The organism is Streptomyces sp. CAI-85, assembly GCF_013363615.1.
Classification (GTDB): Bacteria; Actinomycetota; Actinomycetes; order Streptomycetales; family Streptomycetaceae; genus Streptomyces; species Streptomyces antibioticus_B.
On sequence record NZ_JAANNX010000012.1, the window covers coordinates 64,943 to 79,806 of the forward strand.

The 14,864-nt window shown below is 74.2% G+C and carries 11 protein-coding genes; 6 read left to right on the top strand and 5 right to left on the bottom strand.

Annotation, left to right across the window (positions count from 1 at the left end):
- Positions 1–149: 149 nt before the first annotated feature.
- The 3 genes from G6W55_RS16695 to G6W55_RS16705 all read left to right on the top strand — a co-directional run bounded on the left by G6W55_RS16695 (position 150) and on the right by G6W55_RS16705 (position 5,039).
- Positions 150–2,369, top strand: coding sequence for an NADP-dependent isocitrate dehydrogenase (locus tag G6W55_RS16695; RefSeq protein WP_175521641.1), 2,220 nt, complete (start codon positions 150–152; stop codon positions 2,367–2,369).
- 217 nt (positions 2,370–2,586) lie between these two features.
- Positions 2,587–3,897 (top strand): bifunctional o-acetylhomoserine/o-acetylserine sulfhydrylase, encoded by a 1,311-nt coding sequence (locus G6W55_RS16700; RefSeq protein WP_175521642.1) that lies wholly within the window; start codon positions 2,587–2,589, stop codon positions 3,895–3,897.
- 8 nt (positions 3,898–3,905) lie between these two features.
- Positions 3,906–5,039 carry a homoserine O-acetyltransferase gene (locus G6W55_RS16705; RefSeq protein WP_217687020.1) on the top strand — a complete coding sequence of 378 codons (1,134 nt, stop codon included), beginning with the start codon at positions 3,906–3,908 and terminating at the stop codon, positions 5,037–5,039.
- A 14-nt stretch (positions 5,040–5,053) separates the two neighbouring features.
- Here the strand turns inward: G6W55_RS16705 and G6W55_RS16710 are convergent, their stop codons facing one another.
- Positions 5,054–5,395: a DUF5713 family protein gene (locus G6W55_RS16710; protein WP_175521644.1), complete on the bottom strand. Its 342-nt coding sequence runs from the start codon at positions 5,393–5,395 to the stop codon at positions 5,054–5,056.
- A 107-nt stretch (positions 5,396–5,502) separates the two neighbouring features.
- Here G6W55_RS16710 and G6W55_RS16715 point away from each other — a divergent pair, with 107 nt between their 5' ends.
- Positions 5,503–6,300 (top strand): N-formylglutamate amidohydrolase, encoded by a 798-nt coding sequence (locus G6W55_RS16715; RefSeq protein WP_175521645.1) that lies wholly within the window; start codon positions 5,503–5,505, stop codon positions 6,298–6,300.
- Between the two features lie 21 nt (positions 6,301–6,321).
- Here the strand turns inward: G6W55_RS16715 and G6W55_RS16720 are convergent, their stop codons facing one another.
- The 3 genes from G6W55_RS16720 to G6W55_RS16730 all read right to left on the bottom strand — a co-directional run bounded on the left by G6W55_RS16720 (position 6,322) and on the right by G6W55_RS16730 (position 8,914).
- Positions 6,322–6,807 (bottom strand): hypothetical protein, encoded by a 486-nt coding sequence (locus tag G6W55_RS16720; protein ID WP_175521715.1) that lies wholly within the window; start codon positions 6,805–6,807, stop codon positions 6,322–6,324.
- 5 nt (positions 6,808–6,812) lie between these two features.
- On the bottom strand, positions 6,813–7,388 hold the full coding sequence (locus G6W55_RS16725) for an RNA polymerase sigma factor (protein ID WP_030790569.1): 576 nt from the start codon (positions 7,386–7,388) through the stop codon (positions 6,813–6,815).
- A 101-nt stretch (positions 7,389–7,489) separates the two neighbouring features.
- Positions 7,490–8,914, bottom strand: a complete 1,425-nt coding sequence (locus G6W55_RS16730; RefSeq protein WP_175521647.1) for a S8/S53 family peptidase — start codon at positions 8,912–8,914, stop codon at positions 7,490–7,492.
- A gap of 310 nt (positions 8,915–9,224) precedes the next feature.
- Here G6W55_RS16730 and G6W55_RS16735 point away from each other — a divergent pair, with 310 nt between their 5' ends.
- Complete coding sequence (locus G6W55_RS16735; RefSeq protein ID WP_175521716.1) at positions 9,225–11,789, top strand: CHAT domain-containing protein; 2,565 nt, start codon at positions 9,225–9,227, stop codon at positions 11,787–11,789.
- A 16-nt stretch (positions 11,790–11,805) separates the two neighbouring features.
- Here G6W55_RS16735 and G6W55_RS16740 read toward each other — a convergent pair whose 3' ends face one another.
- Positions 11,806–13,566 carry a helix-turn-helix transcriptional regulator gene (locus tag G6W55_RS16740; protein ID WP_175521648.1) on the bottom strand — a complete coding sequence of 587 codons (1,761 nt, stop codon included), beginning with the start codon at positions 13,564–13,566 and terminating at the stop codon, positions 11,806–11,808.
- A 140-nt stretch (positions 13,567–13,706) separates the two neighbouring features.
- Here G6W55_RS16740 and G6W55_RS16745 point away from each other — a divergent pair, with 140 nt between their 5' ends.
- On the top strand, positions 13,707–14,789 hold the full coding sequence (locus tag G6W55_RS16745; RefSeq protein WP_175521649.1) for a M12 family metallopeptidase: 1,083 nt from the start codon (positions 13,707–13,709) through the stop codon (positions 14,787–14,789).
- Positions 14,790–14,864 lie beyond the last annotated feature (75 nt).

Genomic DNA, 14,864 nt, shown 5'->3' on the forward strand with positions numbered 1-14,864 from the left:
TGTATGGCCGGTTCCCGCGCATGGCCGGATCACAGGGGTTCCGTATGCGCCCCGCCCATGGGCCGCGGACCGCTGTCGAGCCCGGCCCGGTCACGAGATATCTTGATGTCGAGCAATGTTGCAGACGTGGACGTGGAGCGGAGCACCCGGTGACTGACTCGACCATCATCTATACCCACACTGACGAGGCCCCGGCCCTGGCGACGTATTCCTTCCTGCCGGTCGTCCAGGCGTACGCCTCGCAGGCGGGTGTCGCCGTGGAGACGCGGGACATCTCGCTCGCCGGGCGCATCATCGCGGTGTTCCCGGAGTACCTGACCGAGGACCAGCGCATCCCGGACGCCCTGGCCGAGCTGGGCGAACTGGCCAAGACGCCCGAGGCCAACATCATCAAGCTGCCGAACGTCTCGGCGTCGGTCCCGCAGCTCAAGGCCGCGGTCGCCGAGCTCCAGGCCCAGGGCTACGCGCTGCCGGACTACCCGGACGACCCGAAGACCGACGAGGAGCGGGAGATCCAGGCCCGCTACGACAAGGTCAAGGGCTCCGCCGTGAACCCGGTCCTGCGCGAGGGCAACTCCGACCGCCGCGCCCCCGCCTCGGTCAAGAACTACGCCAAGACCCACCCGCACCGCATGGGCGCCTGGTCCCCGGACTCCAAGACCAACGTGGCGACCATGGGCGAGAACGACTTCCGCTCCACCGAGAAGTCCGCCGTGATCTCCGAGGCCGGCTCCCTGCGCATCGAGCTGGTCGCCGAGGACGGCACCACCACCGTGCTGCGCGAGTCCGTACCGGTCCTCGCCGGTGAGGTCGTCGACGCCTCCGTGCTGCACGTCGCCGCGCTGCGTGAGTTCCTGACCGCGCAGATCGCCCGCGCCAAGGCCGAGGGCGTGCTGTTCTCCGTGCACCTCAAGGCCACGATGATGAAGGTCTCCGACCCGATCGTCTTCGGCCATGTCGTCCGCGCCTTCTTCCCGAAGACCTTCGAGCGGTACGGCGCCACGCTCGCCGCCGCCGGTCTCTCCCCGAACGACGGTCTGGGCGGCATCCTCAAGGGCCTCGACGCGCTGCCCGAGGGCGACGCGATCAAGGCGTCCTTCGACGCCGAGCTGGCCGAGGGCCCGGCCCTGGCCATGGTCGACTCCGACAAGGGCATCACCAACCTGCACGTGCCGTCCGACGTCATCGTCGACGCCTCGATGCCGGCCATGATCCGCACCTCCGGCCACATGTGGGGCCCGGACGGCCAGGAGGCCGACACCCTCGCCGTCCTGCCGGACTCCTCCTACTCCGGCGTCTACCAGGCCGTCATCGACGACTGCCGCGCCCACGGCGCCTACGACCCGTCGACCATGGGCTCGGTCCCCAACGTCGGCCTGATGGCGCAGAAGGCCGAGGAGTACGGCTCCCACGACAAGACCTTCGAGATCGCCACGGCCGGCACGGTCCGCCTGGTCGACCGGGCCGGGGACGTCGTCCTGGAGCAGCCGGTCGCCGCCGGTGACATCTTCCGCGCCTGCCAGACCAAGGACGCGCCGATCAAGGACTGGGTGAAGCTCGCCGTCACCCGCGCCCGCGCCACCGGCAACCCGGCCGTGTTCTGGCTGGACGAGACCCGCGCCCACGACGCCAACCTGATCGCCAAGGTCACGGACTACCTGGCCGAGCACGACACCGAGGGCCTGGACATCCGCATCCTCGCCCCGGTCGAGGCCACCAAGCTGTCGGTGGAGCGCATCCGCCGCGGCGAGGACACCATCTCGGTGACCGGCAACGTGCTGCGCGACTACCTGACCGACCTCTTCCCGATCCTGGAGCTGGGCACCAGCGCCAAGATGCTGTCGGTCGTCCCGCTGATGGCGGGCGGCGGCCTGTTCGAGACGGGCGCCGGCGGCTCCGCGCCCAAGCACGTCCAGCAGCTCGTCAAGGAGAACTACCTGCGCTGGGACTCCCTCGGCGAGTTCTTCGCGCTCGTGCCCTCCCTGGAGCAGTACGCCACGGCGACCGGGAACGCCCGCGCCAAGGTGCTGGCCGACACCCTGGACCGCGCCACGGCGACCTTCCTCAACGAGGACAAGTCCCCGACCCGTCGCCTCGGCGGCATCGACAACCGCGGCAGCCACTTCTACCTGTCCCTGTTCTGGGCGCAGGAGCTGGCGCGGCAGACCGACGACGCCGAGCTGGCCAAGGCGTTCGCGCCGCTCGCCGAGACGCTCACGGCGGCCGAGCAGACCATCGTGGACGAGCTGAACGCCGTCCAGGGCGAGCCGGCCGACATCGGCGGCTACTACCAGCCCGACCCGGCGAAGGCGGCGGCGGTCATGCGTCCCTCCGCCACCTGGAACACGGCGCTGGCTTCCCTGAGCTGACACGCCTCGCGCCCACTTCGCGCCCTCCTCGCGCGACGAACCGCCCCGGCCGGGACTCTCCGGCCGGGGCGGTTCACCTGTGTCCCCCCGTTGCCTCCCGTTGCCGACGCATGTCGTTTGTGACGTCCTCATGTCATGGTTCATGCGGGCCTGTCGGGGCCTGTCCCGTTGTGCTTACCTCGTCGCACGTTCGCGCTCTCCCCGCACGAGGAGCACCATGAGCACCCAGCCCGACACCTCGGCATGGTCGTTCGAGACCCGGCAGATCCACGCCGGCGCCGCACCCGATCCCACGACCGGCGCCCGCGCGACGCCGATCTACCAGACGACGTCGTTCGTGTTCCGCGACACCCAGCACGCCGCCGACCTGTTCTCGCTCGCCGAGCCCGGCAACATCTACACCCGGATCCACAACCCCACCCAGGACGTCTTCGAGCAGCGCGTCGCCGCCCTGGAGGGCGGGGTCGCGGCCGTGGCGCTGGCGTCGGGACAGGCCGCCGAGACCCTCGCGATCCTGACGGTGGCGGGCGCGGGCGACCACATCGTGTCGAGCACCTCCCTGTACGGCGGCACGCACAACCTGCTCAAGCACACCCTGCCGCGGTTCGGCATCGAGGTGTCGTTCGTGGACGACCCCGACGACCCGGAGGCGTGGCGGGCCGCGATCCGGCCGAACACCAAGGCGCTGTTCGCGGAGACGCTGGGCAACCCGCGCGGCAACGTCCTCGACGTGCGTGCCGTCGCGGACGTCGCCCACGCGGCGGGGGTGCCGCTGATCGTGGACAACACCGTGCCGACGCCGTATCTGCTGCGGCCGATCGAGCACGGCGCGGACGTCGTCGTGCACTCGGCGACCAAGTTCCTCGGCGGCCACGGCACGGCCATCGCGGGTGTGGTGGTCGACGGCGGCACCTTCGACTTCGGGGCGCACGCCGAGCGCTTCCCCGACTTCACCGAGCCGGACCCCAGCTACCACGGCCTCCAGTACTGGCCGGCGCTCGGTCCCGGGGCGTTCGCGGTCAAGCTGCGGGTGCAGTTGCTGCGCGACCTCGGCCCCGCGCTCTCCCCGCACTCGGCGTTCCTGCTGCTCCAGGGCGTGGAGACGCTGAGCCTGCGGATCGAGCGGCACTCGGCCAACGCGCTGGAGCTGGCCCGGTGGCTCCAGCGGCGCGACGAGGTCGCCGCCGTCCACTACCCGGGCCTTGAGTCCAGCCCGTGGTACGAGGCGGGGCAGCGGTATCTGCCGCGCGGTGCGGGCGCGATCGTCTCCTTCGAGCTGCGGGACGGTGTCGAGGCGGGCAAGCGGTTCGTGGACGCGGTCGAGCTGTTCAGCCACCTCGCGAACATCGGTGACGTGCGCAGCCTGATCATCCACCCGGCGTCCACGACCCACAGCCAGCTCGACGAGGAGCAGTTGGCGGCGACCGGCACCACACCGGGTCTGGTGCGTCTGTCGGTCGGCATCGAGAACGTCGCGGACCTCAAGGCGGACCTGGAGGCCGGGTTCCGCGCGGCCAAGGGCGCATAGAGGTGACGCTGCCGGTGACGGTCCCGCTCCCGCCGGCCACCGGGGCATGGCGGGAGGGGGACCCGCCCGGGGGGCGCCGGTGGTACGCGGCCGAGCGGCCGCTGGCGCTGGAGGCGGGCGGTGAACTGCCGGGCGTGCGGCTGGCGTTCGAGACCTGGGGGCGGCTCGCGGCGGACGGCTCCAACGCGGTGCTGGTGCTGCACGCGCTCACCGGGGACAGCCATGTGGTGGGCCCGGCCGGGCCCGGGCATCCGACGCCCGGCTGGTGGGACGGCCTGGTCGGACCGGGGCGGCCGCTGGACACCGACCGCTGGTTCGTGGTCGCGCCGAACGTGCTCGGCGGCTGCCAGGGCAGCACCGGGCCGGCCTCGGCGCGGCCCGGCTCGGGCGGCCGCTGGGGCGGCGCCTTCCCGTTCCTCACCCAGCGCGACCAGGTGACGGCCGAGGCGGGGCTCGCGGACGCGCTCGGCATCGAGCGGTGGGCGCTGGTCGTCGGCGGCTCGATGGGCGGCATGCGGGCGCTGGAGTGGGCGGTGTCCCACCCCGGCCGGGTGGACGCCCTGCTCCTGCTCGCCACGACGGCGGCGGCGAGCGCGGAGCAGATCGCCTGGGCGAACGTGCAACTGCACGCCGTCCGCGCCGACCCGCACTGGCAGGGCGGCGACTACCACGACACCGGGCACGGCCCGCACGCCGGTCTGGGGCTCGCCCGCCGGCTCGCCCACATCACCTACCGCAGCGAACCGGAGCTGGCGCTGCGCTTCGGCCGGACCGCCCAGGGCGCCGAGGAGCCCTTCCGGGGCGGCCGCTACCAGGTCGAGTCCTACCTCGACCATCACGCGGCCAAGCTGGTACGGCGGTTCGACGCGGGCAGCTATGTGGTGCTGACCGAGGCGATGAACGCCCACGACATCGGCCGCGGCCGAGGCGGCACCCGCGCCGCGCTGGCCCGCGTGACGGCCCGGACCCTGGTGGCCGGCGTCGACTCCGACCGCCTCTACCCGCCACCCCAGCAGACCGAACTGGCCGCCCTCATCCCCTCCGCGGACCACCCCCGGCTCATCGAATCCCCGTACGGCCACGACGGCTTCCTCATCGAGACGGCCCAGGTCGCCACCCTGGTCCACGAGATCCTCGGCTGAGGCGACAACCGCCCTCACCAGTCCCGAGGCGCGATCAGCTCCTCGATGTCGGCGTCCGGGAAGCCGTACGCCCCGGCGACGAACCAGAACTCCTCCGCTATCGCCTCCCGGGCGACCGTCTCGATGTCGCTGCCGGCCTCCCAGAAGGCGTCCTGGAGGGTGTTGAACTCCTCGGTGGCGGCATGCGTCAGCACGTACAGGGCGTCGACGTCGGCCGGCCGCTCGGTCTCGACGCGCTCGCACAGGCGCAGCAGGATGTCCCGGCCCCGGTCCACCACCCGGTCCGGGTAGTAGTCGTCCCGGTAGAGCGCCTTCAGGAACGGGTGCCCCGTCACCTGCTCGTTCGTCACGGCCATGCCCGATTCCCCGTTTCCGACCCGTCGTGTTGTGATGGCTCCGTCGACCTCCGCCGACCTCCTTCGATCATGCACCACGCCACTGACAACGCCCCGGGAGCCGCCCGATGTCCTCCGCCGACGCACCGTCCTTCGAGCTGCTGCCCGGTGGGGCCGGTTCGCCGGTGATTCTGCATGTGCCGCACTCGGCGCGGGCGATACCGGACGCCGTGCGGGCCGGGATCGTACTGGACGACGGGGCGCTGGAGCGGGAGCTGGACCACATCACTGACGCGCACACCGCGGAGATCGCGGAGGCGGCGGCCGGGCTGGCCGCCTTGGCTCCGTGGCGGTTCGTCAACCGGCTGTCGCGGCTGGTCGTCGACCCGGAGCGGTTCCCGGACGAGCGGGAGGAGATGCGGGCCGTCGGGATGGGCGCCGTCTACACGCGGACCACGCACCGCGAGGTGCTGCGGGCGGACTACGTCGACCACGAGCCGCTGGTCGAACGGTACTTCCGGCCGTACGCGCGGGCCGTGTCACGGGCCGTGGCCGACCGGCTGGCCGCGGTCGGGCGGGCCGTCGTGATCGACGTGCACTCCTATCCGTCCGCGCCGCTGCCCTACGAGCTGCACGGGACCGGGCCGCGGCCGCCGGTGTGCCTGGGCACGGACCCCTTCCACACCCCGCCCGAGCTGCTCGCCGCCGCGCGGAAGGCGTTCGCGCCGGTCGGTGAGACCGGACTCGACAGCCCGTTCGCCGGGACGTACGTCCCGCTGGAGTACTACGGGTCGGACGCCCGGGTGTCCGCGCTGATGGTGGAGATCCGCCGGGACACCTACATGACCGAGCCGGGCGGCCCCGCGCGCCCCGGACTGACCGTGCCGGCACGGGCGTTGGCGGATCTGGTGGACGCCGTGTCCTGACCGGCCGGCCCGCGGACCTCCCTACGCGCGCAGCCACTCCGTGACGACCACCTCGCCGCCGGTGCGCAGCCGTAGCGCGAACGGGCCGCCGGACGGTCTGTCGCAGGTGAAGCGGCCCAGCGCGTCGGCGGTGAGCGGGGCGCCGGCGCGCGGGCCGTGCAGCACCTCGATGGAGGCGGTCTGCGGGGGCAGGAGCTGGCCCATCAGCCCGTCCCCGGTCACCTCGACGTCCACCGTGAGGTCGCCGGAGTGGAAGGTCAGCATCCGCGGCGCGTCCTCGGCGCCGCGCACCGGGATGGCGTCGGTCAGCGAGTCGAAGGTCAGCTCGGCGATCCGGGCGTCCAGGTCGTGCAGCGCGTACGCCTCGACCGCCGTCCGCCGCAGTTCGGCCGGGACCGGGTCGAGGATCGCGGCGGCCTGCCGCAGTTCCTCCTCCAGGGCGCCGAGGTCGAACTCCTCGTCGTCGAAGGCGTCTTCCCCCGGCCGGGGGCCGTCGTTGTCGTCGATGCCGTTCACAGTGCTCCCCGTGCGTCGAGTCGGGCCCGCAGGCGGCGCAGGCAGCGCTGGCGCATCGGTCCGATGCTGCCCACGGCGATGCCCAGGGCGGCCGACACCTCCTGATAGCTGGGCGGCGGTGAGGCGATCAGCACCCGCAGCAACTGCCGGCAGCGGTCGCCCAGCGCCTCGAACTCCTGCCAGAGGAAGCGGACCCGCTCGCTCTGCGCGGCCGCCTCCTCCGAGTCCAGTACCGATTCCTCCGGTGTACGGTCCTCGCTGGCGCGGTCGAGGAGCTGCGGATCGTCGGTCGGTGTGAGCCGTCGGGCGCTCTTGATCACCTTCAGGCATTCGTTGCGCGCGGTGATCGCGAGCCAGGAACCCGCCTTGTCCGGTTCCCGGATCCGGCCCAGGTGCTGGGCGAAGCGGAACCAGACGGTCTGGTACACCTCGCTCCCGTCCGCGTCCGACAGACGGTGCGAGCGCACCACCGACCAGACCAGCGGGCTCAGCCCTTCGACCAGTGCCTTCCAGGCCGCCGTGTCACCGTCGACGGCGGACTGGACGAGCGCGCCGACATCAGTACGGTCCACGGCCCCACCCCTCGTGTACGGCCTGTCATCGTACGCCGTGGCGGGGCATCGCTCGGACCTCATGACGGTGTCCTCATGACCGCTTCCTCATGGCCTCTTCCTCATGCCGGCCCGACCGGGACCGGGCGCCAGGTGGCGGGCAGCAGGGCCGGTACGTGCGCGCCGCGCACCTCGGCGAACTCGGCGTTCTTCTCCAGCAGTTGCCGGGCCGCCGCGCGCGGGTCGGTCTCCTGGTGGGCCGTCATGTGGGCGGCGACCAGTGCGGCCACGACGGGCGTCGCGAAGGACGTGCCGCTCCAGGAGGCGTAGCCCTCGAACATCACCTGGTCCGGCTTGCCCGAGCCGTCGCTGAGGACGCCGTTGTGGCGCGGGGCGCGGCAGGTGCAGGCGTAGCCGAAGCCGTAGCGGCAGGCGTCGTAGGTGGAGTGCTGGTAGACGTACGGGACGGGGCTGTCGAAGCCGGTGAGGGCGCTGGTGAGGCGCTCGCCGGGGGCGTAGACGCGGACCCAGCCGCCGTGGTTGCTGAAGCAGGCGCCGTACTCGCCGTCGCCGCGCAGCGCGCCGACGGACAGGACGGCGTCGGCGTAGTCGGGCTGGGTGGCGTAGGCGGCGGGCCAGAAGGGAGTGGCGCTGGCGTTGTTGCCTGCGGCGGCGACCAGCAGGGTGCGCTGTCCCCTGAGCGCGCGCATGAAGCCCTCGACGCCGAGCAGTCCGTCGACGCGGCCGTTGGAGCTGCCGGCGGAGAGGCTGAGGATGTCGGGCCAGCCGCTCTCCTCGACGGCGTCGAACAGCGCCTCGCCGAAGGCGTCCTCCAGGATGGCTCCGGCGTCGTTGAGGGTGCCGCGCACGGTGATGGCGGTGTTGGGCGCGACGGCCGCGACGAGTCCGGCGATGAACGTGCCGTGTCCGACGTACTGCTGGAGGACTCCGTCGTCGTCCGTCTCGCGGATCTGGAGGTCGCCGTCGGTGTGGGCGAGCGGCGGGTAGGAGCGGTAGTCGTGCATCAGGCCGGTGTCGACGACCAGGACGCCGACCGCGCTCGCGGGGTCGTAGGCGCCGGGCGCCGGGGAGGGGTTGGGCTGCTCGGTGTGGGCCACGGGCACGGGTTCGTCGCCGGGGCAGGCGTTGACGGCGATGGACACCACGTGGTTGCGGCTGACGAGCCGGTGGCCGGTGCGGCCCTCGGCGGTGCGCAGCGCGCGCAGGGCGCCGGCGACGGCGTCGTCCCCGCCGCCGCGGATCCCCGGGCCGCGGTCGGCGGGGTCGCCGACCTGGATGCGGGTGATGCCGGAGCGGTTGGTCCGCGGTCCGGCGCGCCGGACGTGTTCGCCTACCAGGCCGGCGGTGGCGGTGAAGTGGTCGCGCACGGCGTCCTCGACGACCTGTGCCTCCTCGCCGTCGCGGGCGAGGACCACGCCCCGCTCGTAGATGAACTCGGCCGAGTCGTCCGGCCCCATCGCCAACGGGACGTCGGGCAGCGAGCGTTGGATCTGGTCGAACTGCTCGTGGAATCGCTGTGGTGCCATGGCGTGTCCTCCCCAGTGCCGATGTCGTCAGTCTGAGCCGCGAGGCCCGGTCCTGATACAGCAGTTGCGACGGCCGGGACGGGGGGTGCGGTTGCGGGCACCGAGGGCGCGTTCGTCCGCGTGCGCCCCGGCCGTCCTCCGGGCGCCGGGCGTGCACGCCGTGCGCACGCCGCCAAGTACGTTGACATGATGTCCAATTGATATCCCCGGATACGGCACCGAACGGGTGTGGCGTACCGGCCGGAGCACTACCATCCGTGGAGTGACAGCGGGAACAACGGGCAACGAATCGGTTCTTGAACTGCTGCCGATGGTGTTCGCCGCCCCCAACGACGCGTTGTCGCGGGCGGAAGGAGTCCTCGACACCGACCCGACGCCGTTGCACGCCTCGGTCGCCCATCAGGTGATCGGCATCTGGCAGCGGGACTGGGGCGACCTGCGGATCGCCCTGGACCATCTGCGGCGCGCCCGTGACCTCGCGGCCCGTGCGGACTCGGCGGAGCGCGAGGCCGACGTGCTGGCCACGCTGGGGGTGGCGCTGATCCACGCGGGCCGCACCCGGCAGGGCCTGGCGGCGTTCGAGCGGGGCGTGGAGCGCGGCAGCGGGCACACCCGCGCGCGGGTGCTGTACCGGCGGGCCTACTCCTGGTGGGTGCTCGGGCACCACCGCGCGGCGCTGGAGGACGTACGGCGGGCGATTCCCGTGCTGCGGGGGGCGGACGACGTCATCTGGACGGCGCGCGCCCTCACCCTGCGCGCCACCGTGCATCTCGCGCTCGGGTCGGTGGAGCGGGCGGAGGCGGACTTCACGGCGGCCGAGGCGCTGTGGGACACCACGGGCCAGGAGCACGACAAGGCGGACGCGGTGGAGAGCCGGGGGCTGGCCGCGTTCCGTTCCGGGGACGTCCCGGCCGCGCTGCGGCTGCTGGACGAGGCCGGGGAGCGGTACGCCAAGCTCGGCACACCGACGTTCATGCTCAACATCCGGCGCTGCGAGGTGCTGATGGCGGCCGGGCTCGCGCCGGAGGCGCTGGCCGAGGCGGACGCGGCGATCGCGGTCCTCGACCGGATCGGCGGACAGTCCACGCTCAAGGCGGAGCTGCTGCTGATGGCGGCGAGGGCGGCGCGGCTGGCGGGCGATCCGGGGACGGCGATCGCGCGGGCGGCGGTGGCGGAACGGCTCTTCGCGGGGCAGCGGCGCGGCTGGTGGGAGACGCACGCCCGGCTGGTGCTGATCGAGGCGCGGGTGGCGACCGGGCGGGGTTCGGGCCGGCTGGTGGCGGACGCGGCCCGGCTGGCGGAGCGGCTGGCGGCGTTCGGGGCGCCCGCCGCGCCGGAGGCGTGGCTGCTGGCGGGCCGGATCGCCCTTGGCCTGGACTGGACGGCGGACGCCGAACGCTATCTGGAGATCGCGGCGCGCAGCCGGCGCAGCGGGCCGCCGCTGGCCCGGATGACGGGCTGGGCGGCGCAGGCCCTGTGGGCGCGGGCCACCGGTTCCGGGCGCGGTGTGCTGGAGGCGTGCCGGCGCGGCCTGGACGTCCTCGACGACCACCGGATGACGCTGGGCGCCTCCGAGTTGAGGGCGCGGGCGACCGCGCAGGGCGCCGAACTGGCGGCGCTGGCCCAGCAGGTGAGCCTGGAGCGCGGCGGGCCCCGGCAGTTGCTGGGCTGGAGCGAGCGGTGGCGGGCGACGGCGCTGTCCACGCCGCCGACCCGGCCGCCCGCCGATCCGGAGCTGGTGAGCGGGCTGACGGCCTTCCGGGAGATCGCGGCCCGCGCGGAGAGCGCCCGCATGGACGGGCGGCCGGTGCCCGCCCTGGAGCGCGAACAGCGCAGGCTGGAGCGGGAGATCCGGTCCCGGACCCTGCACAGCCGCGGGGACACGCCCGGGGACGGCGCCCGGTTCCAGGCGAAGCGGCTCCTGGAGCGGCTCGGGGACACCCGGCTCGTCGAACTCGCCGTCCTGGACGGGCGGGTGCAGGTGCTGCTGTGCGGGGGCGGCAGGGTGCGGCGGTTCGCGGGCGGACTGCTCGCGGAGGCCGAGCACGAGGCCGAGTACGTCCAGGCCACCCTGCGCCGGCTGGCCCATCCGGGCGCGGAGGGCCGGCTGCCGCTGGCGGAGGCGGCCGGACGGCGCCTGGAGGAACTGCTGTTGGGCGCGGCGGCGGGGCATCTGGGGCCGGGACCGGTGGTCGTGGTCCCGCCGGCCCGGCTGCACCGGGTGCCGTGGGCGCTGCTGCCGTCGCTGCGGGAGCGGGTGGTCAGCGTGTCGCCGTCGGCGAGCGGCTGGCTGCGCGCCCGCGAGACCGAACCGCCGCCCGGCCGGCGGCACGTCCTGGTGCGCGGGCCCGGCCTCGCCACCGGCGGGGCCGAGGTGCCGGAGGTCGCCGGACGCTACGGTCGGCCCACGGTGCTGGAGCACGCCGACGCGCGCGTGCCGCGGGTGCTGGAGGAACTGGACGGGGCGACCCTCGCGCACATCGCGGCGCACGGCACCTTCCGCGCCGACAGCCCGATGTTCTCGTCCCTGCGGATGGCGGACGGCCCGCTGATCGTGCACGACTTCGAGCGCCTCGCCCGCAGCCCGTACCGGATCATCCTGTCGAGCTGCGACACCGCCCGGCTCGCCCCGGCCGGCGCCGACGAACTCCTCGGCCTGGTCACCGCGTTGCTGCCGCTGGGCACGGCGGGCGTGGTCGCGAGCAGCGCGCCCGTCAACGACGCCGCCGTGGTCCCCCTGATGCTGGCGCTGCACCGCGGCCTGAGCGGCGGCCTCTCCCTGGCCGAGGCCCTGCGCGACGCGCGCGCCGCCCTGCCCGGCGACTCCGTCCACCGGGCGACGGGCTGGGCGTTCACCGCGTTCGGGGCGGCCTGACCACTGACTGGGCCTCCTAGGCGGGCTGTTCCACCAGCCACGGCAGGGTCGTGCGGTCGGCGGTGCCGAGGCGGGCGTAGGCGCCGTAGAGGTGGTTGCCGACGGTGCGGACGGAGAGGGTGAGGCGTTCGGCGATCTGCCGGTTGGTGAGGCCGGACGCGGCGAGGGTGACGATCTGGCGCTGGCGGGCGGTGAGTTCGCCCAGCGCCGGTCCGGACAGGGCCGGGGTGCGGGCGCCCTGGCAGCGGCGGGCGAGCGCGGCCGCGCGGGTACGGGCGGTACGGGCCGCGGTGGGATCGCGGTGCGCGGAGGCGGCCTGGGCGTACGCCTCGGCGGCGTACAACAGGAAGCCGCGCTCGCCGAGTTCGGCGGCCACCCGGTCCAGGGCGGCCCCGTCGGCACGGGCCAGCGCACGCGCGTGCCGGGCGAACACCCCGTCCGGCGGCAGCAGTTCGAGAGCCCGCTCGGGAGCACCGAGGCGTACGGCGTCGTAGGCGTCGGGGTCGTCGGTGACGCCGTCGTCGGTGGCGCCTTCGTCGGGGCCGGGTTCGCCCGACCGGGCTGCCGTGAGGGCGAGTTCGCGGTGGCAGGCGGGGTGCCGGGGTGTCTCGGACAGGCCCTCGCGGGCCCAGGCCGCGGCCTCGCGGAGTTCGCCGCGCAGCCGGGCGAAGCGGGCGCGGACGGCGGCGTACCCGGCCGGGACGGGCGCGCCCTCGGCGACCAGCCACTCCCCCACCGGGGTGCGGGCGGTGCGGACGTCGTCGCGGGCGATGCCGTCGAGCAGGGCGGCGGCCTCCGTGTCGAGGGCGTCGGTGAGCGGCCCGCGCAGCCCGGACAGCCGCCGTGCGCGCAGCCGTCCGGCGGTGGCGCGCAGCATCGGGCCGTGCAGGGGGTGGGCGAGGCGCACGGTGTCGTCGTCGGCCACCTCGATCAGGGCGTCCGCCTCCAGGCGTTCCAGGGCCCGCAGGTCCAGGGTGCCGGCGGGCAGCGGCAGGGGTTCGGCGAAGGCGAGGCGGTCCAGGGCCTCGCGCTCCTCGGGGCAGGGGCGGGTCAGGACGGCGGCGGCACGCTCGCGCAGCGCCGGGGTCGGCGGCACCGGGCCGCGCCACGCCCACAGGCCGGTCTCGGGCAGGCGGGTGAGCAGGCCCGCGTCGTGGACGGCGGCCGTCAGGTCCCGCAGCAGCCGCAGGTCGCCCCGGCACAGCCCGCGCAGCCGGTGTGCGGTGAGGGCGTCCAGGGGGCCGCCCGCCGCGGCCTCCAGGAGAGGGTCCGTGGCGTCGTCGGGGAGCGGCGCGAGGGCGAGCCGGGGCAGTGACTCGCCGGTGCGCAGACGGGTCACCGCGGCGGGCGCGGGCGCGCCGTCCGTGACGGTGACCAGCAGCCGGGTGCGGCCCTGGACGGCGAGGTGGTGGAGCAGGGCGGCGGAGGCGTCGTCCAGCAGATGCGCGTCGTCGACGCACAGCAGCCGCACCCCGGACAGCAGGCGCACGGCGCGGTGGAGGGTGACGGACTCGGGCAGCACGGGGGCGAAGGCGCCGAACGGGGTGGTCCGGGTCTCGGGGGTCGGGGACACCCGGACGCAGTCGGTGCCGCGCACCGCCTCGGCGGCCAGCCGGGTGCGGCCGCAGCCGGCCGGTCCGGTCACCACGATCCCGGGCCGTCCCGCGGCCAACGACCGCCGCACCAGGTCGAGTTCCTCCTCCCGTCCGGTGAACGGCCAGGGCGGGCGCAGGGTCTCGGCGCGCGGTGCGACGGTGACCGCCCGAAGCGGGGTCACGGCAGGGGACGTCACGGCACGAGGTGTCACGGCGTGGGGAGTCACACCATGTGGAGTCGGTGTACTCACGCCTGATACAGGGCGACTTGAGTAGCCCCCGACTCAGGCGCCGGGGCGGCGGGGCGCGGCACTGTGGGGGCATGACGGCCCGCTACTGCTCCCTGCCGCGGCAGCCGGCCCCCGTGTTCGCCCCGGGGCTGGCCGCCGAACGGCTCGGCGCGCTGCTGAGCGGGCGCCGGATGTGGGTCAACGGCACGGTCCTGCACTACCACTTCTTCGACGGCGAGGGCGACGGGTCGGTCATCGCGGTGCCGGGTTCCGCGGGCACCCGGTGGGTGTCCTGGGTGGGCGACGAGGCCCAGCGGGACGTGGTGCGTGACTGCTTCGGCGCCTGGTCCGGGCTCGGCATCGGCGTGTCGTTCGCCGAGGTCGCCGACCGCTCGGAGGCGGAGCTGCGGATCGGCTTCCAGCAGGGCGACGGCTCCTGGTCGGCGGTGGGCCGTGACGCGCTGTTCGCCGGACTCGCCGAGCGCACCATGAACTTCGGCTGGGATCTGACCGCGCCCGGTGAACGGGCCACGGCCCTGCACGAGATCGGGCACGCGCTCGGCATGCAGCACGAGCACCAGAGCCCGTTCGCCGGGATCCACTGGGACGACGAGGCGGTGTACGCCGATCTGGCGGGCCCGCCGAACCACTGGAGCCGGGACCGCACCTACGTCAACATCCTGCGCAAGCTGGACCCTGCCGAGGTCAACGGCTCGGTGTGGGACCCGCATTCGGTGATGGAGTACCCCTTCTCCGCCGGACTGATCCTGGAGCCCGAGCAGTTCCGCGGGGGTGTCCATCCCAGCGGTGAACTGTCGGCGCTGGACAAGGAGTTCGTGCTGCGCTGGTATCCGTCGGCGGCCGCGCCGCCGCCGGAGCTGGTGCCGTTCCGGTCGGTGCCGCTGTCGCTGGGGCCGGGCGGGCAGGCCGACTTCGCGGTGGAGCCGCCGGAGACCCGCGAGTACACCGTCGGCACCTTCGGCGACGGGGACGCCGTGGTGGTGGTGTTCGAGGAGCGGGACGGCGTGCCCCGCTTCCTCGCGGGCCGCGACGACGGCGGCACCCCGGACAACGCCACGATCCGGGCCCGCCTGGTCAAGGGCCGCCGCTACTTCGTCCGGGTGCGGCTCTACTCCGGGTGGGGGTCGGGCCGTACGGCGGTCATGTGCTGGTGACACCGGCCACGGCCGCCCTCGATACCGCAGTCCGGCGCCGGGGGAAGCGCCGGGATCACGTCCCCTCGGGGGAGG

Coding starts and splice junctions, on each gene's coding strand:
- G6W55_RS16745 (WP_175521649.1), top strand. CDS start 13,707: ATGACGGCCCGCTACTGCTCCCTGCCGCGGCAGCCGGCCCCCGTGTTC.
- G6W55_RS16730 (WP_175521647.1), bottom strand. CDS start 8,914: ATGGCACCACAGCGATTCCACGAGCAGTTCGACCAGATCCAACGCTCG.
- G6W55_RS16735 (WP_175521716.1), top strand. CDS start 9,225: ATGGTGTTCGCCGCCCCCAACGACGCGTTGTCGCGGGCGGAAGGAGTC.
- G6W55_RS16710 (WP_175521644.1), bottom strand. CDS start 5,395: ATGGCCGTGACGAACGAGCAGGTGACGGGGCACCCGTTCCTGAAGGCG.
- G6W55_RS16715 (WP_175521645.1), top strand. CDS start 5,503: ATGTCCTCCGCCGACGCACCGTCCTTCGAGCTGCTGCCCGGTGGGGCC.
- G6W55_RS16700 (WP_175521642.1), top strand. CDS start 2,587: ATGAGCACCCAGCCCGACACCTCGGCATGGTCGTTCGAGACCCGGCAG.